At 73.1% G+C, this 24697-nt stretch carries 23 protein-coding genes and 3 tRNA genes; 8 read left to right on the top strand and 18 right to left on the bottom strand.

Annotated features, from left to right (window positions below):
* Positions 1-4: 4 nt before the first annotated feature.
* From ABZ794_RS13995 to ABZ794_RS14010, 4 genes are read right to left on the bottom strand one after another with little or no spacing between them, the layout of a single operon-like run.
* Positions 5-790 (bottom strand): putative protein N(5)-glutamine methyltransferase, encoded by a 786-nt coding sequence (locus tag ABZ794_RS13995; protein ID WP_357515752.1) that lies wholly within the window; start codon positions 788-790, stop codon positions 5-7.
* An 8-nt stretch (positions 791-798) separates the two neighbouring features.
* Positions 799-1917, bottom strand: coding sequence for a cystathionine gamma-lyase (locus tag ABZ794_RS14000; RefSeq protein ID WP_210786418.1), 1119 nt, complete (start codon positions 1915-1917; stop codon positions 799-801).
* A gap of 8 nt (positions 1918-1925) precedes the next feature.
* Positions 1926-2933 (bottom strand): NAD(P)H-dependent glycerol-3-phosphate dehydrogenase, encoded by a 1008-nt coding sequence (locus ABZ794_RS14005; RefSeq protein WP_210786417.1) that lies wholly within the window; start codon positions 2931-2933, stop codon positions 1926-1928.
* On the bottom strand, positions 2930-3667 hold the full coding sequence (locus tag ABZ794_RS14010; RefSeq protein WP_210786416.1) for a lysophospholipid acyltransferase family protein: 738 nt from the start codon (positions 3665-3667) through the stop codon (positions 2930-2932). Before ABZ794_RS14010 ends, ABZ794_RS14005 begins: the two co-directional genes overlap by 4 nt.
* 128 nt (positions 3668-3795) lie before the next feature.
* On the opposite strand from ABZ794_RS14010, the gene cofC reads away from it, so the two are divergent.
* Genes cofC through ABZ794_RS14035 form a run of 5 tightly spaced genes read left to right on the top strand, consistent with a single transcriptional unit; the run spans position 3796 to position 9528 of the window.
* On the top strand, positions 3796-4443 hold the full coding sequence (gene cofC / locus ABZ794_RS14015; RefSeq protein ID WP_210786415.1) for a 2-phospho-L-lactate guanylyltransferase: 648 nt from the start codon (positions 3796-3798) through the stop codon (positions 4441-4443).
* Between the two features lie 58 nt (positions 4444-4501).
* Positions 4502-4699: a hypothetical protein gene (locus tag ABZ794_RS14020; RefSeq protein ID WP_030335323.1), complete on the top strand. Its 198-nt coding sequence runs from the start codon at positions 4502-4504 to the stop codon at positions 4697-4699.
* A 54-nt stretch (positions 4700-4753) separates the two neighbouring features.
* Positions 4754-7117, top strand: a complete 2364-nt coding sequence (locus ABZ794_RS14025; protein WP_357515755.1) for an RNA degradosome polyphosphate kinase — start codon at positions 4754-4756, stop codon at positions 7115-7117.
* Between the two features lie 24 nt (positions 7118-7141).
* The gene (locus tag ABZ794_RS14030) at positions 7142-8662 is read left to right on the top strand and encodes a CYTH and CHAD domain-containing protein (protein WP_357515757.1); all 1521 of its coding nucleotides are present in this window, start codon (positions 7142-7144) and stop codon (positions 8660-8662) included.
* Positions 8650-9528 (top strand): NUDIX hydrolase, encoded by an 879-nt coding sequence (locus ABZ794_RS14035; RefSeq protein ID WP_210786412.1) that lies wholly within the window; start codon positions 8650-8652, stop codon positions 9526-9528. The genes ABZ794_RS14030 and ABZ794_RS14035 overlap by 13 nt, the downstream gene beginning before the upstream one ends.
* 27 nt (positions 9529-9555) lie before the next feature.
* Here the strand turns inward: ABZ794_RS14035 and ABZ794_RS14040 are convergent, their stop codons facing one another.
* The 4 genes from ABZ794_RS14040 to leuC form a co-directional block, all read right to left on the bottom strand.
* Positions 9556-11502 (bottom strand): endonuclease/exonuclease/phosphatase family protein, encoded by a 1947-nt coding sequence (locus ABZ794_RS14040; protein ID WP_357515759.1) that lies wholly within the window; start codon positions 11500-11502, stop codon positions 9556-9558.
* Between the two features lie 163 nt (positions 11503-11665).
* Positions 11666-12349, bottom strand: coding sequence for an HU family DNA-binding protein (locus ABZ794_RS14045; protein ID WP_328650599.1), 684 nt, complete (start codon positions 12347-12349; stop codon positions 11666-11668).
* Between the two features lie 172 nt (positions 12350-12521).
* Positions 12522-13109 carry a 3-isopropylmalate dehydratase small subunit gene (leuD, locus tag ABZ794_RS14050; protein ID WP_357515761.1) on the bottom strand — a complete coding sequence of 196 codons (588 nt, stop codon included), beginning with the start codon at positions 13107-13109 and terminating at the stop codon, positions 12522-12524.
* 14 nt (positions 13110-13123) lie between these two features.
* On the bottom strand, positions 13124-14569 hold the full coding sequence (gene leuC, locus ABZ794_RS14055) for a 3-isopropylmalate dehydratase large subunit (RefSeq protein ID WP_279516866.1): 1446 nt from the start codon (positions 14567-14569) through the stop codon (positions 13124-13126).
* 49 nt (positions 14570-14618) lie between these two features.
* Here leuC and ABZ794_RS14060 point away from each other — a divergent pair, with 49 nt between their 5' ends.
* Positions 14619-15305 (top strand): IclR family transcriptional regulator, encoded by a 687-nt coding sequence (locus ABZ794_RS14060; protein ID WP_007456408.1) that lies wholly within the window; start codon positions 14619-14621, stop codon positions 15303-15305.
* 209 nt (positions 15306-15514) lie between these two features.
* On the opposite strand, the gene ABZ794_RS14065 is transcribed toward ABZ794_RS14060, so the two are convergent.
* The 4 genes from ABZ794_RS14065 to ABZ794_RS14080 all read right to left on the bottom strand — a co-directional run bounded on the left by ABZ794_RS14065 (position 15515) and on the right by ABZ794_RS14080 (position 16930).
* Positions 15515-15587, bottom strand: a tRNA-Glu gene (locus ABZ794_RS14065).
* 152 nt (positions 15588-15739) lie between these two features.
* A tRNA-Glu gene (locus tag ABZ794_RS14070) sits at positions 15740-15812 on the bottom strand.
* Between the two features lie 134 nt (positions 15813-15946).
* A tRNA-Gln gene (locus ABZ794_RS14075) sits at positions 15947-16018 on the bottom strand.
* A gap of 108 nt (positions 16019-16126) precedes the next feature.
* Positions 16127-16930: a fumarylacetoacetate hydrolase family protein gene (locus ABZ794_RS14080; protein ID WP_091393135.1), complete on the bottom strand. Its 804-nt coding sequence runs from the start codon at positions 16928-16930 to the stop codon at positions 16127-16129.
* 174 nt (positions 16931-17104) lie between these two features.
* Between ABZ794_RS14080 and ABZ794_RS14085 the strand changes: the two genes are divergently transcribed.
* A complete protein-coding gene (locus ABZ794_RS14085; protein WP_357515763.1) occupies positions 17105-18568 on the top strand; it encodes a hypothetical protein in 1464 nt (487 codons plus the stop codon).
* A 33-nt stretch (positions 18569-18601) separates the two neighbouring features.
* A complete protein-coding gene (locus tag ABZ794_RS14090) occupies positions 18602-19468 on the top strand; it encodes a 3-methyladenine DNA glycosylase (RefSeq protein ID WP_357515765.1) in 867 nt (288 codons plus the stop codon).
* A gap of 95 nt (positions 19469-19563) precedes the next feature.
* Here the strand turns inward: ABZ794_RS14090 and arfB are convergent, their stop codons facing one another.
* The 6 genes from arfB to ABZ794_RS14120 form a co-directional block, all read right to left on the bottom strand.
* Positions 19564-19989 (bottom strand): alternative ribosome rescue aminoacyl-tRNA hydrolase ArfB, encoded by a 426-nt coding sequence (arfB, locus tag ABZ794_RS14095; protein ID WP_210786405.1) that lies wholly within the window; start codon positions 19987-19989, stop codon positions 19564-19566.
* 34 nt (positions 19990-20023) lie between these two features.
* On the bottom strand, positions 20024-20320 hold the full coding sequence (locus ABZ794_RS14100; protein ID WP_210786404.1) for a hypothetical protein: 297 nt from the start codon (positions 20318-20320) through the stop codon (positions 20024-20026).
* A 98-nt stretch (positions 20321-20418) separates the two neighbouring features.
* Complete coding sequence (locus ABZ794_RS14105) at positions 20419-21288, bottom strand: trypsin-like peptidase domain-containing protein (RefSeq protein WP_210786403.1); 870 nt, start codon at positions 21286-21288, stop codon at positions 20419-20421.
* A 38-nt stretch (positions 21289-21326) separates the two neighbouring features.
* Positions 21327-22286, bottom strand: coding sequence for a VWA domain-containing protein (locus ABZ794_RS14110; protein ID WP_210786402.1), 960 nt, complete (start codon positions 22284-22286; stop codon positions 21327-21329).
* Positions 22283-23296: a DUF58 domain-containing protein gene (locus ABZ794_RS14115; RefSeq protein ID WP_210786401.1), complete on the bottom strand. Its 1014-nt coding sequence runs from the start codon at positions 23294-23296 to the stop codon at positions 22283-22285. Before ABZ794_RS14115 ends, ABZ794_RS14110 begins: the two co-directional genes overlap by 4 nt.
* The gene (locus ABZ794_RS14120) at positions 23293-24342 is read right to left on the bottom strand and encodes a MoxR family ATPase (protein ID WP_210786400.1); all 1050 of its coding nucleotides are present in this window, start codon (positions 24340-24342) and stop codon (positions 23293-23295) included. Before ABZ794_RS14120 ends, ABZ794_RS14115 begins: the two co-directional genes overlap by 4 nt.
* Positions 24343-24697: the final 355 nt, after the last annotated feature.

Here is a 24697-nt window from a genome sequence, read left to right on the forward strand (position 1 = left end):
TGGGTCAGGGGCGGCGGGCGATGACCGCTGTGGCGTCCAGGTCCTCGTCGTGGCGCACCGTGGGTACCAGGCCGGCCGCGCTGAGCGCTTTGCAGAGCGTGTCGACCTGGGTGGTGCCGGCTTCGACCACCAGGTGGCCGCCGGGGGTCAGCCACCCGGCGGCGTCGGCACCGACCCGGCGCAACACGGAGAGCCCGTCCGGGCCGCCGTCGAGCGCCACCGGGGCCTCGTGCAGCCGCGCCTCCGGCGGCATCAGCGCGACCGCGTCGGTCGGCACGTACGGGGCGTTGGCGACCACCAGGTCCAGTCGACCCCACCACTGCCGGGGCAGCGGCGCGAAGAGGTCGCCCTCGTACACCTCGGCGTCCAACCCGACGACGTTGCGACGCGCACACGCCACGGCCGCCGGATCGATGTCGGCGGCGGCCAGCCAGCGCGGCGCGAGCCGGTGCGCCAGCGCGACGGTGGTGGCCCCGGAGCCGCAGCACAGGTCGACCACGGCCGGCGCCGCGCCGGTCAGTTCGGCCGCCACCTCGACCAGCAGAGCGGTCCGGGCCCGGGGCACGAAGACGCCCCCGTCGACGGCTATCCGCAGGCCGCAGAACTCCGCCCACCCGAGCAGGTACTCCAACGGTTCGCCGGCCACCCGACGGTCGGTCAGGTCGGCCAACGCCGCAGGGCTGCGCGCGGCGGCCACCAGCAGCTCGGCCTCGTCCTCGGCGTAGACGCAACCGGCGGCCCGCAACCGACCCACCAGGGCGGCCTGGTCGGTGGGGAAAGGAAGCGCCATGGGAGACGTCAGACCGGTCCCGCCACATCCAACGCGGCGGCGATGTCGGCCACCAGGTCGGCGGTGTCCTCCGCGCCGCAGGAGAGCCGGACGAAGCCTGGAGCGGTGTCGTCGCCCCACTGCGCCCGCCGGTCCGCCGTGGTGTGCAGGCCACCGAAGGAGGTCGCCGCCGCCACCAGCTTGGCGGCCTCGACGAATCGGCCCACCCGGTCGGCGTCGCCCAGGTCGAACGAGAGCACCCCCGGTATCCGGCGCATCTGCGCCGAGGCCACCGGGTACGCCGGGTCGTCCGGCCGCCCCGGCCACCGCAGGCCGGTCACGTCCGACCGGCCGGCGAGCAGGTCGACGACAGCCGCGGCGTTCGCGCTCTGCCGCGCCAGCCGCAGGTCGAGAGTGGCCAGTGACCGGTGGGCCAGCCAGGCGTCGAACGCGCCCGGAACCGCCCCGGTGGTGGTACGCCAGGTCGTCACCGCGTCGATCAGCTCGGTGGACCGGCTGGCCAGGTAGCCCAGCAGCAGGTCGGAGTGGCCGGTGAGCGCCTTCGTGCCGGAGGCGACCACCAGGTCGGCACCGAGATCCAACGGACGCTGTCCGAGCGGGGTGGCGGTGGTGTTGTCCACAGCGAGCAGCGCGCCGGCGGCGTGCGCCCGCTCGGCCAGGGCCGCCACGTCGACCACGTCGAGGCCCGGGTTGGCGGGCGTCTCCACCAGCACCAGCCGGACGCCCTCGAACGACGGGTACGGCCCGGCGGTCGGCGCGAACAGCACCCGGACGCCGATCGCCTCCAGCACACCGGTGGCGAACGCCCGGACCGGGAAGTATCCGTCGGTGGGGAGCACCACTGTGTCCCCCGGCCGCAGCAGGGTGAGCAGCAGGCCGGTGATGGCCGCCTGACCGGTCGCGAAGACGCGGCAGTCACCGCCCTCCAGCTCGCCCACCGCCGCCTCCAGCAGCCGGCGGGTCGGGTTGTCGGGGCGACCGTAGCCGTTCGGCGACGTGCCCTGACCCTCGAACGGGTCGAGGTGGTACGGCGCGGCGAAGACCGGGCCGGGTAGGAACGGGTCCCCCGGTGCCGGCTCGGGCAGGCCGGCACGTACGCAGCGGGTGCCGTCCCCCCACTCGCTCATCGGGTTCCTCACTCGTACGACTCGGGTTTGGCGGTGCGGCTCATCAGGGTCTCCACGGCGAGGCGCGGGTCCATCCCCTCGTGGCAGATCCGCTCGACGTGCTCGGTGATCGGCATCTCCACGCCGTGCGCCCGGGCCAGGTCGCGGATCGCCAGGCAGCTCTTCACGCCCTCGGCGGTCTGCCGGGTGGCGGTCTGCGCCTGCTCCAGGGTCTCGCCCCGGCCCAGATGCTCGCCGAAGGTGCGGTTGCGGGCCAGCGGGGACGAGCAGGACGCGACCAGGTCGCCCATGCCGGCGAGGCCGGCGAAGGTGATCGGGTCCGCGCCGAGCGCCACGCCCAGTCGGGCCGTCTCGGCCAGCCCACGGGTCATCAGCATGGCCCGGGTGTTGTCGCCGAAACCCATCGCGGTGGCGATGCCGTACGACAGGGCGATCACGTTCTTGACCGCCCCGCCCAGCTCACAACCGATCACGTCGTCGTTGGTGTAGGGGCGCAGGTACGGCGTCCGGATCGACGACTGGACGAGCGTGGCGCGGGCGCTGTTCGTCCCGGCGACCACTGTCGCGGCGGGCTGCTCGGCGGCGATCTCCGGGGCCAGGTTCGGGCCGGACACGACGACCACCCGGTCGGCGGCGACCCCGGCGGTCTCCACGATGACCTCGCTCATCCGCTTGGTGGTGCCCAGTTCGATGCCCTTCATCAGCGACACCAGGGTGGAGTCCGGGTGCAGGTGCCCGGCCCATTCGGCGAGGTTGCCGCGCAGGGTCTGCGACGGCACCGCCAACACCACCACCTCGGCGCCGGTGATCGCCTCGGCGGCGTCGGCGGTGGCGGTGACGCGGGCCGGGAGCAGCAGGTCCGGCAGGTACTCCGGATTGCGGCGTTCGGTCCGGATGCTCTCGGCGACCGGCGCCCGGCGGGCCCACACCGTCACGTCCCGCCCCGCGTCCGCGAGGATCTTGGCGAACGCGGTGCCCCAGGAACCGGCACCGAGCACCGCGACGTGACCGCTCATGCCGCGTCGTCCCGCTGCTCGCGGCCGACGGAGGACCGGGCCGGTCGCTCCCACAGTGGCGGCGGGGTACCGCCACGGATCTCGGCGAGCATGTCCCGCAGCCGCAACATGATGGTGTCCGTCATCTCCTCGAGGGTGGCCCGGGTCGGCTCGGCGTCCGCCCACCGGCTCAGGTCGATCGGCTCCCCGGCGGCAACGGTCACCGGAATCCGGGGTCGCAGGCTGACACGGGTCGTCCGCGGGTCGAAGATCCGTTCCGGCCCCCACATCACCACCGGTACGACCGGGGCGCCGGTGGCCAGGGCCAGCCGGGCCGCACCGGTCTTGGCCTTCATCGGCCAGAGCTCCGGCTGTCGCGTGGTGGTGCCCTCAGGGTAGATCACGACCGCGCCGCCCTCGTCGAGCGCGGCGACCAGTGCGTCCAGTGAGCGGACGGCGTCCACGCTGCCCCGCTCGACCGGGATCTGTCGGCACCGGTGCAGGATCCAGCCGACCACCGGCACCCGGAACACGCTGGCCTTGCCCAGGTACTGCGGCCAACGCCCGGAGTCGTAGATGAAGTGCGCCGACACCAGCGGGTCGGCGTGGGAGATGTGGTTCGCCACGATGATCATGCCGCCGTCGCCGTGGAGATGCTCCTGACCACGCCAGGTACGCCGGGTCCAGACGGTCATCACCGGCTTCACCAGCCACACGGCGAACCGTTGCCAGAACCCCAGCCTCCGCCGTGCCACTGTGCCTCCTCTTCGCGCCCCAACCCCGCCGCGACATCCCGCCCGCGACGCCCGCAGCGGAAATCATGCCTGCTCGCCCCCGGTACGGCCAGCGAGGGGCCCGCCGTCCGGCTGGCAGGATTGCGGACGTGACTCAGCCGAGGTGGGCCGTGGTGGTGCCGGTTAAGCGGCTGGCCGTGGGCAAGAGCCGGCTGCGGGGCGCGCTGCCCGGCGTACCGCACGAGGAGTTGGCGCTGGCCCTGGCGGCCGACACGCTCCGCGCGGTGCTGGCCTGCCCGGCGGTCGCCGAGGCCCTGGTGGTGACCGACGACGCCCGGGTGGCGGCGGCGGCGCGGGCCGCCGGCGCGCGGGTGCTGCCGGACGAGCCGGACGCCGGCCTGAACGCCGCGTTCCGGCACGGGGCGGCCACTGCCGCCGGCGAATGGGTGGCCGGGATCACCGCGGATGTGCCGGCGCTGCGTCCGGCCGAGTTGGCCGGCGCGCTGCTCGCGGCGCAGAACGGTCGACAGGGGGTACGCCGGTTCCTGCCGGACGCGCCCGGCGGGGGCACTGTGCTGCTCACCGCCGGGCCGGGTGTACCGCTGGATCCGCGTTTCGGGGTGGGCTCGGCGGTCGCGCACGCGGCGAGTGGTGCGCTGCCGCTCGACGGCGACTGGCCCAGCCTGCGCCGGGACGTGGACACCGCCGCGGACCTGGCCGCCGCCGCCCGGCTCGGGCTCGGGCCGCGCACTGCCGCACTGGTGGCCGCCGGTCGGCCCGCCCGCGCCGCAGGCTGAGCCGCCCGGTGGGCTGAGCTGGTGCCACGGGGCCAACCGCCGGGTGTACGGTGCCAGCATGCAAGGCACGGTGGCCAGCTACGACGCGGCGACGCGCAGCGGTGTCCTGCTGCTCGACGACGGCACCGAGATGCGTTTCCCCGCCCGGGCCTTCGACGCCTCCGGGCTGCGGCTTCTCCGGCTCGGGCAGCGGGTTCGCATCGACACCGATCCCGACGGCGAGGTTGTCCGAGTGACATTGCCGACGATGATCTGACCCGGCGAGCCCAAGTTCATTTTGCGTTTACCGTAATCGGGTGATTATGAGCGGGTGAGCACCCCTCGCGAGCAACCGGCCCACCCGCCCGCCACCGACCTCCGCAATGGCTCCCGTACGCGCGGCACCGATGGGCGCTTCCGCCCGTCCCGCGCCGAACGTGCCAGTGCCGCCCGCGCTGACACGCTCGCCGACGACCCCGGTGCCGCCTCCTCCGGGCTGGACGAGGTCATCGACCCCGCCCCGAACATCGAAGCGGACGGCCCGGCCGCCGGTGACGTCCACCCGGTCCTGCCCAACGACCTGCCGACCGGTGCCGCACCGGGGGACGACGACGAGCCCCCGGCGGCCCCGCCGCTGCCGGAGGACCGGTTCCTCAACCGGGAGCTGTCCTGGCTCGACTTCAACGCCCGGGTGCTCACCCTGGCCGAGGACCAGCGCACCCCGCTGCTGGAGCGAGCCAAGTTCCTGGCCATCTTCGCCAGCAATCTCGACGAGTTCTACATGGTGCGCATCGCCGGGCTGAAGCGGCGGCTCTCCGCCGGCCTGCCGGTGCGCGGCGGAGACCGGCTGCCCCTGCGTACGCAGTTGGAGCTGATCGCCGAGCGGACCGCAGCGCTGGGCGCCCGGCACGCCGCCTGCTTCGTCGACGACGTGCTGCCCAGGCTGGCCGACGAGGGCATCCGCATCCTGCGCTGGGGCGAGCTGGGCGACGGCGAGCGGGAGCGGCTGCGCACCTACTTCCGGGAGCACATCTTTCCGGTGCTGACCCCGCTCGCGGTGGACCCGGCGCACCCGTTCCCGTACATCTCGGGGCGGTCGCTGAACCTGGCGGTCGCGGTTCGTGACCCGGACGGCGGCTCGGAGCTGTTCGCCCGGGTGAAGGTGCCCAACAACGTCCCCCGCTTCGTCCGGGTGGACCGGGACCAGCCGGGCGTCCGGATGTTGCCGGTGGAGGACCTGATCTCGGTGCACCTGGGGCAGCTGTTCAGCGGCATGCAGGTGGTCGAGTGCCACCTGTTCCGGGTCACCCGCAACGCCGAGGTGGAGGTCGACGAGGACCGCGACGAGGACCTGCTCCAAGCCCTGGAACGGGAGCTGGCCCGTCGGCGGTTCGGTCCCCCGGTCCGCCTGGAGGTCGCCGCGTCCATCTCCGACCACATGTTGGAGCTGCTCGTCCGCGAGCTGGACATGGACGACCAGGACGTACTGCGGGTGCCCGGCCTGCTGGACCTGTCCGCGCTGTGGCAGGTCTACGGCGAGGCGGACCGGCCGGACCTGAAGGACCCGCCGTTCGTGCCGGCCACCCATCCCCGGCTCGCCGAGGGCGAGGTGCCGCGCAGCGTCTTCTCCACCCTGCGCGACGGGGACATCCTGGTGCACCACCCGTACCACTCGTTCGCCACCAGCGTGCAGCGCTTCATCGAGCAGGCCGCCGCCGACCCGAACGTGCTGGCCATCAAGCAGACCCTCTACCGGACCAGCGGCGACTCCCCGATCGTCGACGCGCTCGTCGACGCGGCCGCCGCCGGCAAGCAGGTGGTGGTGCTGGTGGAGGTGAAGGCCCGCTTCGACGAGGTGGCAAACATCGGCTGGGCCCGCACCCTGGAACGCGCCGGCTGCCACGTGGTGTACGGCCTGGTCGGCTTGAAGACGCACTGCAAGACCGCACTGGTGGTCCGGCAGGAGGGCAACCAGATCCGTCGCTACTGCCACATCGGCACCGGCAACTACCACCCGAAGACGGCCCGACTGTACGAGGACTTCGGCATGCTCACCGCCGACCCGGAGATCGGCGCCGACCTCACCGACCTGTTCAACGTGCTCACCGGGTACAGCCGGCAGACCGCGTACCGGCGGTTGCTGGTGGCCCCGCAGGGCATCCGCAGCGGCCTCATCGAGCGGATCGAGCGGGAGATCTCGCACGTCCGCCTGGGCATGCCCGGCCTGGTCCAGTTCAAGGTCAACTCCCTGGTCGACGAGGGGGTGACCGACGCGCTGTACCGCGCGTCCCAGGCCGGCGTCCACGTCGACCTGCTCATCCGGGGCATGTGCACGCTGCGCCCCGGGGTGCCGGGATTGTCGGAGAACATCCGGGTCCGCTCGATCCTCGGCCGGTTCCTGGAACACTCCCGGGTCTTCCGGTTCGGCAACAACGGTGAGGCCGAGTTCTGGATGGGCTCGGCCGACCTCATGCACCGCAACCTGGACCGGCGGGTGGAGGCGCTGGTGCGGGTGAGCGACCCGATCGCCCGCGCCGAGTTGGACCATGTGCTCACCGCCGCGATGAGCCCCGAAGTGGACGCGTTCGAACTGGCCGGCGACGGGACCTGGACCCGGCGTACCGGCGGTGACGACGCCCCCCGAGCCCATCTGCAGGAACTGCTGCTGCGCCGCGTCGGTGGCACGGCCAGTTGACCGCGCACCGCATAGGCTGAGCTGATGGTCGAGGAGGAGCAGAAGTACGAGGTGGACGACGCCTACGTGCTGCCGGACCTGGCCGGCACGGCCCCGGCCGGTGGTCGGGTCCGGGCACTGCCACCGGTGACGCTGGTCGCCCGCTACCTCGACACTGTCGACCTGCGGCTGGCCCGGGCCGGTGCCTCGCTGCGCCACCGCCGGGGCGACGAGCTGCCGTGGACGGTGAAGCTGCCGACCGGGACGCCGGGCGTCCGGCACGAGATCTCCCGTCCCGGGCCGAAGGGGCAGCCGCCTGCGGAGCTGGTGGAGTTGGTCACCGTCCTGCACCGGGGGGCGCCGCTGGCTCCGGTGACGGTGGTGCGGACGGTGCGGCACGCGTACGAGGTGTGCGACCGGGCCGGGACTGTCCTGGCCGAGGTGGTGGACGACCGGGTGACAGTGCTCGACGACGCCGGCGCCACCACCGACACGTTCCGCGAGGTGGAGGTGGAGCTGAGGGCCGGCGACCGGAAGCTGCTCGACCTGGTCGGCGGGGTGCTGCGCGAGGCTGGTGCCCAGGGCGGGTCGTTCACGCCGAAGCACGTACGGGCGCTGGGCGCGACGGCGCAGGCCGATCCTGATCTGGTCGCGCCGGCCGGGCTGACCGCCGAGCCGAGCGCCGGTGACGTGGTGACCGAGGCGCTACGCAAGGAGATCCGCCGGCTGTTGGCGCACGACCCGCTGGTCCGGCTGCGGGCCCCGGCCGCCGGTGGTGACACCGCCGTGCACCAGATGCGGGTGGCCTGTCGACGCCTGCGCAGTGATCTGCGCACCTTCAAACCGTTGCTGCGGAAGACCTGGTCCCGCCCGCTGCGCAGCGAGTTGCGCTGGCTGGCCGACGTGCTCGGCGCGGCCCGCGACGCCGAGGTGCTTCGCGCGCGGCTGCGCCGTACCGCCGACGCCGATCCGCTGAGCCCGCTCGACAGTGGCGCTGTAAACCGGCTCGACGAGGTGCTCGCCGAACGGCAGGGGCGGGCGCTCACCGCGATCGACGAGATGCTGGGCTCCGCGCGCTACCTGGCCCTGGTGGACTCCCTGGTGCTGGCCGCCGGCGCGCCCCGGTTCACCCGCCGGGCGGCAGCGCCCGCCGCGCAGGCGCTACCCGCGCTGGTGGCCCGCCCCTGGCAGCGGTTGACCGGGCCGGGCGGCGTCGGCGGGCTCGACCCGCAGTCGCCGGACGACCGCTGGCACGCCGTCCGCAAGGAGGCCAAGCAGGCCCGGTACGCGGCAAACGCTGTGGCACCGACGGTCGGCAGGGGCGCACGGCGGCTGGCCCGCGCGCTCGCCCGGGTGCAGGACGTGCTCGGCGAGCACCAGGACGCGGCGGTGGCGGCGGACACCTGGTTGGAGATCGCCGCCGAGCGACCGGACGACCACGAGCTGGCGGTCACCGCCGGACGGCTGGCCGAGCGGGAACGCCAGTCGGTACGCCGGATGCGGGGACTGCTGCCGGCTGCCTGGCACCGGGCCACCCGGCGACGGCGCACCAGTTGGCTGCCGTGACGGGCATCCGGGCGGCCGGCGGGGTGGCCTGGCGGCCGACCGACGACGGCGTCCACGTCTGCGTGGTGCACCGTCCCCGCTACGGCGACTGGACGCTGCCGAAGGGCAAGCTGGAACCGGGCGAGCGCGCGCTGGCCGCGGCGGTCCGTGAGGTGGCCGAGGAGGCCGACGTGCGGGGCGTGCCGCAGGTGCGGCTGCCGTCGGTGCGGTACCGCAGCGAGGGGCAACCCAAGCTGGTCGACTACTGGTCGATGCTCGCGGTGGCCAGCGGCGGTTTCCAACCGGACACCGAGGTGGACGACATTCGCTGGCTCGCTGTGGACGACGCGATCCGGTTGGTCAGCTACCCGCACGACGCCGAGGTGCTGGCGGCGTTCGCCGCGCTGCCGTCGGTCACGGCGACGGTCGCGCTGGTCCGGCACGCGCACGCCGGTAAGCGGGCCACCTGGTCCGGCCCGGACGTCGGGCGGCCGCTGGACGCCGAGGGGTGGGCCCAGGCGAGCACGCTGGCCGAGCTGATCGCCCTGATCCGGCCGGCCCGACTGGTGTCGGCGTCGCCGCGACGGTGCGTGCAGACACTCGACCCGACCGCCGCGTTGCTCGACCTGCCGATCGAGGTCTGCGGCGACCTGGACGAGCCACAACCCGGCCAGCAGAGCGACGAGCAGGTCCTGGCCACCGCCGCCCGACTGCTGGAGCTGGCCGGCACCGGTGGCCAGTCGGCGGTGTGCGGCCAGGGCAAGGTCCTGCCGGGCGCCCTGGAGCGCCTGACCGGCCGCACCGATGAGGACTTCACCACCCCGAAGGGCGGCGGCTGGCTGCTCGCCTTCGCCGCCGACCGGCTGCTCGCCGCCGATCGCCTGTAGGGCCCACGTTCGACGGGCGCGGCCTGGTCAGCGGGGCGGCAGTGTCACTGTCACCGCGACCGGCAGGTGGTCGCTGGCGGTGCTGCGCGGCGCGACCGGATCAGTCGGGGTCAGGCCGGGCGAGACGAAGATGTGGTCGATCTGCTGGCGCGGATCGTCCGCCGGGCTGGTCGCCAGCGGTCGGGCGGCGGCCAGCGCGTCGACCAGGCCGGCCCTGGTGAACTCCGCGAACGCCTCGTCACCCGGCTCGGTGTTCAGGTCACCCGCCACCACCAACGGCCGACCGGCCGCGTACCGGGTGGCGAAGTCGGCGACCGCGCGGGCCTGGACCACCGGACCCTTGCCGGGCGGCGGTTGCAGGTGGGTGCTCACCACTGCGGTACGGACACCGTCACCGAGGTCCAGCGTGACGGCGAGGGCCTGCGCTCCGGTGGGTGCGCCGACGGCGGCCAGCGGCAGGGTTCGCGGATCGCGTACCGGCCAACGGCTGAGCACCGCGTCACCCCAGACCGGGTCGGCGGCCGGCCCGAAGACGTACGGCATGGCGAGCCGGTCGGCCAACAGGTCCAGGGTGTCGTGCCCGCCGTTGAGCAACCACGCCCGGTCCACCTCGCTGAGCAGCACCACGTCGGGCCGTTGCCGGTCGACGACCTGGGCGAGGCCGGTCAGGTCGAAGCGGCCGTCCAGCCCGAACCCCATCCGGATGTTGTACGCCACCACCGTCAACCGTTCCGGTGGGCCGTCCCGGTTGCTGGCCACCGGCACCTCGTCGGCGAGCACCGGGGCCAGCAGGGCCAGCGCGGTGACCGCGGCGGCGGCCCGGAGCGGCGGAAACGGCCCGGGAAGCCGGTGGACGACGGGGCGGGCGGTGAACGCCACGGCGGCGATCAGCACGGCCACCACCACCGGCACCGCCGCGTTGGGGTAGCCGAGGTCGTAGGCCGAGTAGTAGCCGACCGCTCCCAGCGCGAAGACGAGCATCCCGGCGGCGACCGCGTGCCCCCGCCGGGAGGCGCTGGTGCTGGCGGTGTCGCTGGTTGGCTGGCTGGCGTCGTCGGTCAGCGCGAGGCAGGCGCCGAGGCCGACCGCGGCGAGGAGGATGGCCGGCACGAGCAGGTCGCCCCGGTCGAGGGCGAACAGCACGGCGCCGCCGAGCAGCGCCACCGGACCGTACGCCCGGCCCCACCCAACCGGTGGCCGGGTCAACGCGGCGCACAGGAACCCGGCGACCGCCACCGGCACCGGCGCCAGGCCGAACAGCGGCGAACGAGCCACCCCGTCCCCGGCGACCAGGTACGACATACCGGTCCGGGCCAGCGCCGGGGAGAGCGCCACCATTCCGGCCAGCAGCAGCGCCGGACCGGCCAGCAGCCAGGCTCGGCCACCACCAGGGCCGGCAGCGGCGTCAGCGGGGCCGACAGGGGCGTCAGCGGGGCCAGCGAGGGCGTCACCTGCACCACCGCGCCGGCCGGATCGCGCCGTGCCGACCAGGAACACCGCCACCGCGACGGCGCTGAGCAGCCAGGCCACCCAGTCACCCCGCCAGACCAGGTCGACGGTGTCCAGCACCGCGTGCACTGCCGCGTTGACAGCGAACCCCAACGCCAGCCCCGGGACCGGGCGGTCGGTGACGGTGGCGACGCCGACCAGCCAGACCAGCCCGGCGAGCAACCCGGCGGTGGCCAACCAGAGCTGCGTACGCCCGCCGGGAGCGGCGGTGAGCGCGAGCCGGGCGACGGCGAGCGCGACAGCGGCGACGACAGTGACCGGGCGGGCTCCGACTCGGCGGACCACGGCGGGTGCGCCCATCGCGAGCACGAACCAGCCGAGGGCGAACGCCCCCATCAGCTCGGCCGGGGTGGACGCCGCCTGACCGAAGATGGTGATGATGCCGGGCAGCCAGACCCGCAGCACGTCGATGAGGAGGACCACGCCCAGCACGAGCGTGCCGGTGGTGAGCTGGCGGTAGCGCACCGGCGCCCCATTTCCCGTCGACGGGCCGGCCCAGGGGTGGCCGGCACGGCGATTCTGCGCGAGCGAACCAACAGGGTCAACGGGTCGCCGTACGCCGAAAATCCGTCCCGGTACGCCGAAAGGGCGCCCACCCACTGGTGGACGCCCTTGCGGTACGGGTCGGTCAGCGCTTGCTGGCCGCCTTCTTGGCCGGAGCCTTCTTCGCCGGCGCCTTCTTGGCCGCCGTGCTCTTGCTCGCCGCCGCGGTGGTCTTCTTCGCCGCGGTCGACCGGGTCGCGGCGGTGGTCTTCTTCGCCGCGGTGGTCTTCTTGCTGGCGGCCGTCTTGGTCGCCGTGGTGGTCTTGCTCGCCTTGGCCGGGGCGGTCTTCTTGCTGGCGGCCGTCTTGGTCGCCGTGGCGGTCTTGCTCGCCTTGGCCGGGGCGGTCTTCTTGCTGGCCGCCTTCGCCGTGGTCGCCTTGGTGCCCGCCGCCTTGGCGGTGGCCGCCTTGGTGCCGGTCGCCTTCGTGCCCGCCGCCTTGGCCGTGGCGGTGCTGGTGGCGGTCTTCTTCGTCGCCACCGTGGCCTTCGGCACCTTGCCGCTGGCCACCATCTCCTTGAACCCGGCGCCGGGGCGGAAGGTCGGGACTGACGTCTTCTTGACCTTCACCGCCTCGCCGGTACGCGGGTTGCGCGCTGTTCGCGCGCCACGCACACGCTTTTCGAATGCTCCGAATCCGGTGATCGCCACCTTCTCGCCCTTGGTGACCGCCGCCTGGACCTCGGTGAGGACCGCGTCGAGCGCGGCCGTCGCCATCTTCCGGTCCCCCAGGCGAACGGCGAGCGCCTCGATGAGCTCGGCCTTGTTCACGACTTCCTCCCGATTGTGCAACTGACTCGTCGCGAGCCATTCTGCGCGCACGGTATGCCCTGTGCTGCCGGGACACAAACATTCGGTAGAAAAAAGCCCTTGTGTCGTAACGGATTCACCCCCACCGGATGGACCGATGGGGGTGAAATCCGCTGCGCGGGCGGCCTAACGGCTATGCAACCGAGGGCAGGAACGGCAGTCTGCGCGCCTCGTAGGAGTCGATGTCGCCGGCGTGGCGGAGGGTGAGTCCAATGTCGTCGAGGCCTTCCAGGAGCCGCCAACGGCTGAAGTCGTCCAGCGGGAACGACCAGCTCGCGTCCCCCGCCCTGAGCTGGCGGGCGGTCAGGTCGACGGTCACCGCAGTGGTGGGATCCGCCTCGACCAGGTCCCACAACTCTTCGACGGCTTTCAATTCCAACTCGACCGGCAACAGACCTTCCTTGAGGGCGTTGCCGCGGAAGATGTCACCGAAGCGCGGGGCCACCACGGCACGGAAGCCCCAGTCCCGTAGCGCCCAGACGGCGTGCTCCCGGGAGGAGCCGGTGCCGAACTCCGGGCCGGCGATGAGGATCGACGCCCCAGAATAGTTTTCATCGTTGAGTACGAATGCCGGATCTTCCCGCCAGGCGCTGAACAGCCCGTCGGCGAAGCCCGTCCGCGTCACCCGCTTGAGGTACACGGCGGGGATGATCTGATCGGTGTCCACGTTGGACCGGCGCAGCGGCACGGCGGTGCCGGTGTGGGTGGTGAACTTGTCCATCTCGTCGGTCCCTTCTACAGGTCGGCGGGGGCGGCCAGCCGGCCGACCACTGCGGTGGCGGCGGCCACCGGCGGGGAGACCAGGTGGGTACGCCCGCCCCGGCCCTGACGGCCCTCGAAGTTGCGGTTCGAGGTGGAGGCGGAGCGCTCGCCCGGCTTCAGCGTGTCGGGGTTCATTCCCAGACACATGGAGCAGCCGGCGAACCGCCACTCGGCCCCGGCGTCGGCGAAGACCTTGTCCAGCCCCTCGGCCTCGGCGGCCTCGCGCACGGCGGCGGAGCCGGGCACCACGAGCATGCGGACGCCGTCGGCGACCCGGTGGCCACGCAGCACGTCGGCGGCGGCCCGTAGGTCCTCCAGGCGGCCGTTGGTGCAGGACCCCACGAAGACCACGTCGATGGGCAGCTCCCGTAGCGGGGTGCCGGGGCGCAGGTCCATGTACTCCAGGGCCCGGCGGGCGGCGGTGCGCTCCGAGTCGGTGGTGAACTCCTCAGGGTCCGGCACCGGGGCGCTCAGCGGCGCCCCCTGCCCGGGGTTGGTGCCCCAGGTGACGAACGGGGTGATCTGGCTGGCGTCCAGGGTCACCTCGGCGTCGAAGCGCGCGCCCTCGTCGGTGGGCAGCGTCCGCCACCACGCCACCGCCGCGTCCCAGTCCGCGCCCTGCGGCGCGTTCGGTCGACCCTTGAGGTACGCGAAGGTGGTCTCGTCCGGCGCGATCATGCCGGCCTTGGCGCCCCACTCGATGGACATGTTGGCGATGGTCATCCGCCCCTCCATGGAGAGGGCGCGGATCGCCTCGCCGCGGTACTCGACGATGTGCCCGCGACCCCCACCCGTGCCGACCTGCGTGATCAGCGCGAGCACCAGGTCCTTGGCGGTCACGCCGGGCGCGAGCCGGCCGGTGACGTTCACGGCCATCGTCTTCGGCCGGCTCTGCGGCAGCGTCTGGGTGGCCAGCACGTGCTCCACCTCGCTGGTGCCGATGCCGAAGGCGAGCGCGCCGAAGGCGCCGTGGGTGGCGGTGTGCGAGTCGCCACAGACGATCGTCAGGCCCGGCTGGGTGAGACCGAGCTGCGGGCCGATCACGTGCACGATGCCCTGGTTGTCGTCGCCGAGCGGGTGCAGCCGCACGCCGAACTCGGCGCAGTTGCGGCGCAACGTCTCGATCTGCGTACGCGACGTGGGGTCCGCGATGGTGAGCAGGTCACCACGGCGGAGGCGGAACGCCGGGTCGGCGTACCCGGTCGGGGTGTTGTGGTCCTCGGTCGCGAGGGTCAGGTCGGTACGACGCACCCGGCGCCCGGCGAGCCGCAGCCCGTCGAAGGCCTGCGGGCTGGTCACCTCGTGCAGCAGGTGCAGGTCGATGAAGAGCAGGTCCGGCTCACCAGCGGCGGACCGTACGACGTGCGCGTCCCAGACCTTCTCGGCCAGGGTCCTCGGCTCAGGAGTGACTCCCACCATCTGGACATCCTAAATTCTGGGAGGTAAGTTTCGGCTTGTGGGACACAGTATGAGCGGTGTCGGCGTTCTCGACAAGGCGGTGGTCATCCTGGCCGCCTGCGTGGACGGCGCCAGCCTGGCCGAACTCGTCGAACGCACCAAGCTGCCCCGGGCCACAGCACATCGCCTGGCCCAGGCCCTGGAGATCCACCGAATGCTGGTGCGTGACACCCAGGGCAGATGGCGGCCCGGCCCTCGTCTGGGCGAGTTGGCCAACGCCGCGCCGGACGTTCTCCTGACCGCCGCCGAGCCGCTGCTGGCCGCGCTGCGCGACGCCACCGGAGAGAGCGCACAGCTCTATCTGCGCCGCGCCGACGAGCGGATCTGCGTGGCGGCGGCGGAACGCGCCAGCGGTCTACGGGACACCGTTCCGGTCGGCTCGGTACTGCCGATGACCGCCGGCTCCGCAGCCCAGATCCTGCTCGCCTGGGAGCCGCCGGAGGCGGTGATGCCGCTGCTGCCGCGCAGCAAGTTCACCGGCCGCACCCTCGCCGAGGTACGCCGACGCGGGTGGGCGCAGAGCGTCGCCGAGCGGGAGGCCGGTGTGGCGAGCGTCTCCGCCCCGATCCGCGACCGCACCGGCCGGGTCATCGCCTCGGTCAGCATCTCCGGCCCGATCGAGCGCCTGGGCCGCCGCCCCGGCGAACGCCACGCCATGGCCGTAGTAAGAGCCGGCCAACGCCTATCCGGCCTCTAACCCCCACCCCTGCCCAACCCCTGCCCCTCCCCCGTCCTCCCACCCTGCCCGCGCCGCGCCCTCCCGCCCCAACCCGACCGCTCCCGGTGATCAAGAGCTTTGCGTCACCGCCTGCCGCGTGTCGTGACGCAAAGCTCTTGATCACCAAGGCGAGGGGTGGGTGGGGACGAGAAAGGCTCATCTCGCGTCGCGAGATGAGCCTTTGGTTGTAGCCCCGACCGGATTCGAACCGGCGCTACCGCCTTGAGAGGGCGGCGTCCTGGGCCGCTAGACGACGGGGCCAGAACTTTTCCGTTCACCACCCTCGCGGGCGGTGCGAATGTAGTCTAGCGGCACCGCACCCGGGCACGAGCGCGGGGTGCGCTCTCACCCGAGGGCCCGGCGGCGGACACGAAACAGCCCGCCTCACGAGGTGAGACGGGCTGTGCACGCTGTAGCCCCGACCGGATTCGAACCGGCGCTACCGCCTTGAGAGGGCGGCGTCCTGGGCCGCTAGACGACGGGGCCAGAACAACTTTTGCTCCCCCACCTTACCGGTGGAGGAGCTGCACTCTACCGAAGACCACCCTCCGCCCCCGAAGGGGCGGAGTCGAACTCCGTCAGAATCCAGCGTCTGGAAATTCTCGCGAATTCCAGCAGCGCTGGGGTACCAGGACTCGAACCTAGACTAACTGAACCAGAATCAGTCGGGCTGCCAATTACCCCATACCCCATTGGCCCCTTGCGGCGCCGGGAGTGAACTTTACCCTCCCGGTGCCGGCAGGCCAAATCCGATCCCCCCGAACCACCCGTGAGCTGCGGAAACAGGGGCATCAGACGGATCAGGCGACGGGCACCACCGGGTTGGTGAGCTCGCCGATGCCGTCGATCCGCACGGTGACCGTATCCCCCTCGACAAGCGGGCTAACCCCGGCTGGAGTGCCGGTGAGAACGACGTCGCCGGGCAGCAGAGTCATCACGTGCGAGATGTACGACACCAGGCCCGGCACGTCGAAGACCATGTCCTTCGTCCGGCCGAGTTGGCGTACCTCCATCTCCTCCGGGTTGCGACCCACCTCACACCGGATCTCCAGGTCGGAGACGTCCAGCCCGGTGGTGATCCACGGGCCGATCGGGCAGAACGAGTCGAAGCCCTTGGCCCGGGTCCACTGCCCGTCCGAACGCTGCAGGTCCCGAGCGGTGACGTCGTTGGCGCAGGTGTAGCCGAAGATGGCGCGTTCGGCGGCGGCGCGGTCGGCGCGGCGCGCACCCGGCGCCCCGATCACGACCGCCAGCTCCGCCTCGTGCTCGACCTGCTTGGAGAAGATCGGCAGTCGGATGGCGTCCCGGGGGCCGATCACCGAGGTGGACGGCTTGAGGAAGAGCAGCGGCTCCTTGGGCACCTCGTTGCCGAGTTCGGCGGCGTGGTCGGCGTAGTTGCGGCCGACGCAGACGACCTTGCTGGGCAGGATCGGCGAGAGCAGCCGGACGTCGGAGAGGGCCCAGCGGGCCCCACTGAAGGAGAGATTGCCGAACGGGTGGCCCTCGATCTCGGCGATGGTCAGGCCCTGCGGCCCGGCCTCCGCTTCGCCTTCGACGGCACCGAACGACATTCCCTTGGCATGGGCGAAACGAGCGATACGCACCCGGCCAATCTAGCGCCGCCGACGCCCCAACCGGCCAGGACCGGCACTCGGGTGTGCTCAACCCGTCAGCGCGCGGCACCCTATCGGAGCTGGAGGTGACCCGGGCGGACTTCTCGACTTCGTACCCGCACGGAGGTGGCTCGCCCCTAGCGTCGGCTCCGGAGGTTCGTTCGTATGCCTGCATCGACACGACACCACAGAGCCCTAGCAGTGTTCGTGCACTGCCTCGGCATCCTCGCCGCCGTGCCGGCCCTGCCGACGGCGGCTCCGGAGGCGGCGGCCACGCCACGACCACCGGCCGCCACGCCACAACCAACGGCGGCCACGCCACGACCACCGGCCGCCACGCCGCAACCAACGGCCGCCACGCCAGCACCACCGGCCGCCACAGCAGCACCAGCGGGAACCCGGCCGCCGGTGGCGATGGTCGCGCGGGTGACCGAGCCCACCCCGCCCTCGGCGCCACCGGCGATGGCACCATCGGCCCGGGCGCCGGCGTCGGCGCCCCCGCAACAGGTCACTGTGGCGGTCGCGACGGAGAGCAGCCCGGCACCGAGGTACCGGATCCAGGTGCGCAACGTGAGCAACTCGCCGCTGGAGACCACAGTGCGTCAGGAACTGCCGCCCGGCTCGTCGACGACCGCGATCAGCGGTGGTGGCCGGTCCACCCCGGCCGGCGGATCGGCCACCGAGGTGACCTGGCGGTTGCGGCTGCCCGCGCACAGCACCACCACCCTGGGCACCGCGCTCGCGGCGACCGCGCCGGGCCGGCCACTGACCGCGCCGACCTGCGCGTTCACCAGTGACGGCAGCCGGCCGTACGACTGCGCCACTGCCACCTGGCAGGCGGCAGCGGCACCGGCGGCCGAGGTGGGCGAGGCGCCGCCGTGGCGCCGCTACCCGGTGCTGCTCGCCGGCTTGGCGGTCCTGCTGCTGATCAGCGCCGCCCTGGTGTGGGTGTGGCGACGTCGGCGCGGGCGTCGGGTGACGGCCGCCGCGCTGTCCACCGGCGGCGGCGCCGAGGGTGACCGCGGGACGGTCTACCCGCGCCCGGCAGCGCCGAGTCCGGTACGGCGTCGGCGTACCCCGCCGGTCTGGATGTTGGTGGGCGCCGCCGTCGTGGTGCTGGCCGGTGTGGTCGGCACCGCGGGTTGGACGGCGACCCGGCAGGTCGCCGCGATCGACACGCAGAAGCAGCCCACCAGCGGCGCGTGGGTGGGCACCGGGGTCAACGGGTCGCTGGGCGTGCCGTTGCGCGAGTCGGCGTTCGAGTTCACCGTGTACCGGATGACCTGCGGCGCGCCCGGCACCGCCGGGAAGGCCGACGGCGGCGGTGCCGCACCGGCCAACGGGCGACGCTGCGAGGCCACCGTCGGTGTGCGCAACGTCACCGGCGACCACCAGCCCTGGCACAGCGAGCTGCAACGGGCGTACCTGCCCGGCGGGCGCTGGGTGAGCACCGACGAGTCGGCCACCCGGACGGCGAACCTGGGTCGGGACGTCTTCGCCGACCCGATGGCGGCGGGCACCCGGATGGTGCTCCCGCTGGTCTTCACCGTGGACGGGCGGGATCCGCCCCAGCAGCTGGAGCTGCGCAGCGGGGTGTTCTCCGCCGGGGTCCGGGTGCAGATGCCCTGATCGGTGTGCGGGCGGCGGTCGTACCCTGGGTGCGTGACCGCCGCCCTCGCCCCCGCCGTGCTCGACGCGACGCAGTGGCAGGCCCGCCGACGGGCCCACGAGGAGCGGGTGGACGTCTGGCTGACCCCGCACCTGGCCCGGCGACGGCGCGGTGAGCGGCATCCGGTGGCCGACTTCCTGTTCACCTACTACTCGCACCGCCCGGCCCAGCTGCGGCGCTGGCATCCGGGGCCCGGGGTCGAGCTGCGGGACGCCGATCCGGCCGAGTTCGGCCGCGACTACCGCGCCGGCACCGCCGGGGTCACCCTCGACACCGCTGGGGTACGCGCCCGGCGCGGCGACTCGATCGCCTGGATCCGCTCCCTGCTCGAGGCGACGCGTGGACGTGCGCCGCACTTCGGCTGCTTCGGGATGCACGAGTGGGCGATGGTCTACCGGCAGACCCGGGAGGAGCTGCGGCACAACGCCTGGCCGCTGCGGCTCAGCGCGGAACGCACCGCCGGGATCGTCGAGGAGCGGGGCGTGCGGTGCAGCCACTTCGACGCGTTCCGGTTCTTCACCCCGCCGGCCCGCCCGTTGAACCTGCTCACCCCGACCCGGGAGACGCAGCACGCGCACGAGCAGCCGGGCTGCCTGCACGCCAACATGGATCTGTACAAGTGGGCGTACAAGTTGTCGCCGTTGGTCTCCTCGGAACTGGTGGCCGACGCGTTCGACCTGGCCCGGGACATCCGCACGCTGGACATGCGGGCCAGCCCGTACGACCTGGCGGCATTGGGCTACCCGCCGGTGCGCGTGGAGACTCCGGACGGCCGGGCGGAGTACGCGGCGGCCCAGCGCGGGTTCGCCGAGCGGGCCGCCGTGCTGCGCGACCGGCTGCTCGCCGCCGTCCCGGACTAGTCGTCCCGGACTAGGCGTAGTCCCGGCCTGGTCGTAGTCCCGGCCTGGTCGTCGTCCCGGCCTGGTCGTCGTCCCGGCCTAGTCGCCGTCCCGGCCTAGTCGTCGTCGGCGCGGCGGTCCCGCTTGCGCTGGGACTGGCGTTTCTTCTCGGCCAGCCGGCGTTCCTTGGCCCCACGGGACGGGCGGGTCGCTCGGCGGGTCGGCGGTGGGGGCGCGGCGGCCTCCCGCAGCAGGGCGGTCATCCGGGCCCGGGCCGCCTCCCGGTTGGCCAGCTGGGCCCGGTGCTCGCTGGCGGCGATCGTCAGCACCCCGTCGACCAGGCGGTTGGCCAGCCGGGCCAGCGCCCGCGGCCGCAGCCACTCGGGCACGGCCGGCGAGTTGGCCACGTCGTAGCTCAGCTCGACCCGGGAGTCCGCGGTGTTCACACCCTGCCCGCCCGGCCCCGACGAGCGGGAGAAGCGCTCCCGTAGCTCCCCGGCGGGGACGACCCACCGGTCGGTCACCCGCAGTCCGTCGTCCACGCCCCGAGGCTAACCCGCGACGACCCGCCGGGGGTCATCGGTGCGGAGGCTCACTCTGCGTCGGGGACTGGCTGGGTGCCGGCCCGGCGGTCTCCTCGTCGGAGCCGACGGCCGCGTACGCCACCGCGCCGAAGAGAAGCACCCCGATCACCGCGGCCTTCACGACGACGCCGCGGATCAGCGACCAGGCGCCCCGGCGGGCGCCTGGCACCGATTTCTTGACGGTCTGGTAATCGTTCCACCCGCGTCGTGCCCGGGCGTACGCCGACCCCACTGCACATCCGATGACCAGGCCCACCAGCAGGAGGACCGTGAGAAGAGGACGCTCCACCTCCGCCAGTATCCATACCGAGCGTAATATTTCCATGATCCGATGCCGTCCGGCCGGATATCTGACAGTGGTGGCCCCAGTCAGGGCGTTCGGGCAGCTCAGCCGCCCTTGCCGATGATCGTGTCGGCGGTCTGCTGCACCTGGTCGATCGGGATGGCGAACCCGATGCCGATCGAGCCGTTTCCGTCGATGGTGGCGATGGCGGTGTTCACCCCGACCACCTCCCCGCGCGCGTTGACCAGTGGCCCACCGGAGTTGCCGGGGTTGATGGACGCGTCGGTCTGCACCGCGGTGTGCCGGTTGTTGCCGAGCCGCACCTGCCGGTCGAGCGCGCTGACGATGCCCGCGGTGACCGTTCCGGCCAGACCGAGCGGCGACCCCACAGCGAGCACCGGCTCACCGACCCGGGTCGCGCCGGGCTTGGCCAGGGGCAGCGGGGTGAGACCGGCCGATGCCGGCACCTTCAGCACCGCCAGGTCGCTGCGCGGCTCCCGTCCGACCACCTCGGCGGCGAACCGGCGGCCGTCGGGCAGCTCCACTGTCACCGGCCCGCCACCCCCCTTGGCCAGGATGTGGTCGTTGGTGATCAGGTGCTGCTGGTCGTCCACCGCGAAGCCGGAACCGGTCGCGGACCCGCCGGTCGCGGATCCGCCGGTCGTGCCGCCGGCCAGCACCGACACCACCCCGGGTACGGTCCGCTCGGCCGCGGTGACCAGCTCGGCCGGCACCGGGGCGGCGGACGCCGCTGCCGGGCCCCCAGCCCCGTCCCGGCTGGCCACCACGCCGCCGGCGAGAGCACCGGAGACGGCCGAGACCGCCACCACTGCCAACACGGCGAGCAGCCGCCCAGGCCGTCGCCCTCCCGGGTCCCGCTCGGGCGTGTCCCACCACCCGCGCCCGTCCGGGTCGAGTTCCGGTGAGATGAACCAGGGACCGCGCGGTTCGCCCAGTCCGGTCTGCACTGCCATGCGTACTCCTCACTGTCGACGTCGGTTGTGCGCGGCGGTCAGGGCAGCCGGGAGAACCAGCGCATCGACCCGGCGGCGGCACCCATCGCGAACACCAGTCCGAGGCCGATGAACCGGGCCGAGATGTCCTGCCGCTCGGTGCGGTAGCCGACCGAACTGCCGATGTCGTCGTAGACGGCTCGCAGCTCGTCGGTGGTGCTGGCCTCGTGGAACATGCCGCCGGTCTCCTCGGCGACCGCCTTGAGGGTTTGTCCGTCCACCGGCACCTGGATGGGTCGTCCACCTCGGTCGACGAACCCGGACGGGGTGCCGAACGAGATCGAGTGCACCGGCACCTCCGCCTTCACCGCTTCCGCGGCCGCCTCCATGGGGTCCATCCCGGAGGTGTTGGCGCCGTCGGAGAGCAGGATGACCCGGGCGGGTGGGGTCTCCTTCGCGGCCTCGCTGTCCAGGCTCTTGACCGCGCCGAGTGAGGTGTTGATGGCCTCGCCGATCGCGGTGCCCTGGACACCGGTGATGCCCTCGGCGAGCCGGTCGATCCCCTCGTCGAGCGCGTCCCGGTCGATGCCCGGGGGCACCAGCACGGCGGCGCTGCCGGCGAACGCGACGAGACCCACGTTGAACTCGTCGGGCAGGCCCTCGACGAAGCGCCGGGCGGCCTCCTTCGCCGCGGCCAACCGGTCCGGTTCGACGTCGGTGGCGAGCATCGACGTGGAGACGTCCACCGCCACCATCACAGTGGCCCGTTCCCGGGGCACCCGGACCTCGGCGCTCGGTCGGGCGAAGCCGACCACGAGCAGCGCCAGCATGGCCAGGAAGAGCCCGGCCGGTACGTGTCGACGCCAGGCGGGCCGCTCCGGCGCCACCCGGTCCAGCAGCCGCAGGTTGGTGAAGCGGACCGCGTACCGGCTGCGTCGGCGTTGCAGCACCAGGTACGCGACGACCAGGGCGAGCACGCCGAGCAGCAGCCAGAGCCGCAACGGCGACTGCCAGATCACGCGGCACCTCCCCGGGGGCGGCCGACCGGCGCGGCGGCCAGCCGACGCTGGGCGTGCACGTGCCGGACGATGTCCGCGCTCCAGTCGCCGTCGGTGCGCAGCGGCAGGTGGGTGGCCCCGCTGCGGCGCAGCGCCTGGTGGACCTGTTCGCGCTGGGCCGTGGCGGCCTCGGCGTACCGCTCGCGCAGCCCACTGTCCGATGTGCACACCTCGCGGTGCCGACCGGTCTCCGGGTCGACGAGCGTGATCAGGCCGACGTCCGGTAGTTCCAGCTCACGCGGGTCGGTCACCTCGATCGCCAGCACCTGGTGCCGGACGGCCAGCCGGCGCATGGTCCGCTCCCAGGGCGCTGTCTGGCCGGGGTCGTCGGGCAGGCCGTCGAGGAAGTCGGAGACCACCACGACCAGCCCACGCCGGTTGGCGATGCGGTGCAGAGCGTCGAGGCCGTCGGCCAGGTCGGGCGGTGGGGTTTCCGGCCCACGCCCCGGCCGGTCGGTGGGCGCGGTGGCCCGGGGGGCGGCGAGCAGCGCGCGGAGCAGGGAGAGCAGATGGGTACGCCCGCTGCGGGCCGGGAAGCGGCGTACCCCGTCGGCGCGCAGTACCTGGGCGCCGAGGCGGTTGCCGACGCCCGCGGTCAGGAAGCCGACCGCCGCGACGGCGGCCACCGCCAGTTCCCGTTTGTCCAGCTCGGCGGTGCCGAACTCCATGCTGGCGCTGCCGTCGACGAGCAGCCAGGTGGTCAGTTCCCGGTCGGCGTCGACCTGCCGGACGTGCGGCACTGCGGTCCGGGCGGTCACCGCCCAGTCCATCCGCCGGACCTCGTCCTCGCCCGGCCGGTATTCGCGACTGCCGGACGGTTCGCTGCCGGGACCGGGCAGCAGACCACGGTACTGGCCGTGCAGCAGGCCGTTCAGTCGGCGCGTGACGGTCAGCTCCAGGCGGCGCAGGCGCTGGTCCGGGGCCAGCTCGGCCAGGCCGGGGTCGGCGGGCGCGACGGCGGCGCGTCTCATGCCGCCGCCAGATCCGGTGTCTGCTGCGGGTGCCCGGTGGCCAGCCGGGGCGGCGGCACCGCCTCGACGAGCCGTCGCACCACGCTCTCGGCCGACACCCCGTCGGCCACCGCGTCGAAGGAGAGCACCAGCCGGTGGGCGAGGACGTCGACGGCAAGCTCGCGGACGTCCTCGGGCAGCACGTACTCCCGTCCCCGCAGCAGGGCCTGTGCCCGGGCGGCGGCGACCAGGCCCAGGGTGGCCCGGGGGCTGGCCCCGTACGCCAACAGCGGGGCGATCTCCGGCAGCCCGAACCGGCCCGGGTCGCGGGTGGCGAGGATCAGCCGCACCACGTACTCGGCCAACGCGTGGTGGACGAAGACCCGCTCGGCGTGGATCTGGAGGTCCCGCAGCCGTTGCGCGTCGAGCACCGGACGCGGGGTGGGCCGGTCGGTGCTCATCCGGTAGAGGATGGCCAGCTCGTCGGCGTCGCTGGGGTAGTCGACCACCACCTTCATCAGGAACCGGTCACGCTGTGCCTCCGGGAGCTGGTAGACCCCCTCGGACTCGATCGGGTTCTGGGTGGCCAGCACCAGGAACGGCTCCGGCACCGGCCAGCTGCGCCCGCCGATCGAGACCTGCCGTTCGGCCATCGCCTCCAGCAGCGCCGACTGGACCTTGGCCGGGGCCCGGTTGATCTCGTCGGCCAGCACCAGGTTGGCCATGATCGGGCCCAGCTCGATGTCGAAGGTCTCCTTGGACGCCCGGTAGATCCGGGTGCCGACGATGTCGGAGGGCACCAGGTCCGGGGTGAACTGGATCCGGGAGAAGGTGCCGCCGACCACTGTCGCGAGGGTCTGCGCGGCCAGTGTCTTGGCCACGCCGGGTACCCCCTCCAGGAGGCAGTGTCCGTTGGCGACCAGGGCGGTGAGCAGGCGTTCGACGAGGCGATCCTGCCCGACGATCACGCGTTTGACCTCGAAGAGGGTCTGTTCCAGCTCGATGCCGGTCGGCTCCGGATCGACCGGGCTGGGCATGCTGGCCAGGGTGTCCGAGATGTCCGTCACGGTGCTTGCTTCCCTGGCACACGCTCGGCAAACGTGGGATTGTGCGGCAGGGACCGGCCCGGAGTGGCCGGAATGGGGATGAGCCGCGCGGAAGGGTGACGACCGTCGCGAGCCTGCCGAGGAGCGCCCAACCGGCAGGTGACCGACCATGCGGTGCCCGACCGGGTACGAACCGGTCGAGGACGGCCAGTTGGACCGCCGACCTCGCGGCGCCCCCGTCGCCTCCGGCGCGCCGGGCGGACAGAGACCCGGCGCCCCGCCCCGCGCGCCGGGGGGGCGGGGGGGGTGGGGGGCGGGGGGGTTAAGGAGGCGCGCGGCGAGCTGTAGATTGTGTGAGGTCGGGAGGTGATGTAGG

This window comes from Micromonospora sp. NPDC047187 (genome assembly GCF_040643355.1).
GTDB lineage: Bacteria > Actinomycetota > Actinomycetes > Mycobacteriales > Micromonosporaceae > Micromonospora > Micromonospora salmantinae.